2 protein-coding genes are annotated in these 1,280 nt (G+C 64.5%); one reads left to right on the top strand and one right to left on the bottom strand.

Going from position 1 to position 1,280, the window contains the following annotated elements; all coding sequences use genetic code 11:
- Positions 1-546, bottom strand: a 546-nt coding sequence (locus tag Q7U95_RS01285; RefSeq protein WP_308751470.1) for a GTP-binding protein, incomplete at its 3' end; no start/stop codon positions are given.
- Positions 547-731: 185 nt separating this feature from the next.
- Between Q7U95_RS01285 and Q7U95_RS01280 the strand changes: the two genes are divergently transcribed.
- Positions 732-1,280: L,D-transpeptidase family protein (locus Q7U95_RS01280; RefSeq protein ID WP_308751469.1), on the top strand; the 549-nt coding region annotated here is incomplete at its 3' end.

Below are 1,280 nucleotides of genomic sequence, written 5' to 3'. Positions count from 1 at the left end.
GGGGTTGATCGCCGCCAGGCGGCGCTCGAAAGCGGCGATCTCGGCGGGCAGGGCCAGATCGGTCTTGGTCAGGATCAGCCGATCCGCCATGGCCGCCTGCTGCACGGCCTCGAAATGGGCATCCAGCGTCGCCTGGCCGCTGGCGCAATCGGCGGTGGTCAGCACCCCGTCCAGCGCGAAATCGGTCGAAAGCAGGGGGTCCATCACCAGCGTCTGCACGATGGGGCCGGGGTCGGCAATGCCCGTGGTTTCGATCACCACGCGGTCGAAATCGGCCTCACCCGCATCGCGCCGCGCCTTCAGCTCCGCCAGCGTCTGCGCCAGATCGCCGCGCACCGTGCAGCACAGGCAACCCGATTGCATCAGCACCATGGTTTCGGTGGCCGATTCGACAAGGTCATGGTCCAGCCCGATCTCGCCGAACTCGTTGATGATCACCGCCGCGCGCGCCATGCGCGGGTCACCAAGCAAATGATTGAGAAGCGTGGTCTTGCCCGAGCCCAGAAAGCCTGTCAGCAGCGAAACCGGAATCGGGGTCTGGGTCATTGTGGCGTTTCCCTTGCGCGCAGGTGGAACCGAAACGCGCAAATTGCGTTGCCTCTTTGCCTTCGGCGCGTGTCGCGCCCACCGATACCATCCCGCCGCGCTGCCGCCAAGTGCGGCACAGGGTGCACGAATTGGCGGCACGGACACTGATTTCACGCCTGCGTGATCGGAAGTGAAGCCCGACCATGCTGGCCGGGCTTGCCTTTTGGGGCCGGTGCGGCGATGTCCTAATCAAGAACCAGATGGAGACGACCATGAGCTTTTCGCAAACTTCCCGGCGCACCTTCCTTGCCGGTGGCATGGCAGCCTTCGCCATGCCCGCGCTCGGCCAGCAGTATACCGGCGAGATCGAAGAGAATGCACCCGTCGAGCGCGTGCGCCACAACCTGATGGGCTTTCGCACCCAGCAGTGGCAGGAGCATTTCGACAACCTGCGCAAGGGTGCCATCCTGTGCGACACCCAGTCGCGCGCGCTGCATTACTGGTCCGAGGATGAAAGCATCTATCGCCTTTATCCGACCTCGGTGCCGATGACCGATGAATTCACCCGCCTGGGCTATACCGAGATCGTGCTCAAGCGCCGCGAACCGGTCTGGATTCCCACCCCCAACATGCGCGAGCGCGACCCCTCGCTGCCCGAGCGGGTCGAGGCCGGGCCGCAAAACCCGATGGGCACGCGGGCGATGAACCTGAGCTGGGAATACTACCGCATCCACGGTATCGACAATGTCGCC

Origin of the sequence: Candidatus Oleimmundimicrobium sp. (assembly GCF_030651595.1) — a bacterium.
In the GTDB taxonomy this organism is placed as follows: Bacteria; Actinomycetota; Aquicultoria; order UBA3085; family Oleimmundimicrobiaceae; genus JAUSCH01.
The sequence above is the reverse complement of the archived record's forward strand: the minus strand, read 5'-3'. Positions and strand labels throughout refer to the sequence as shown.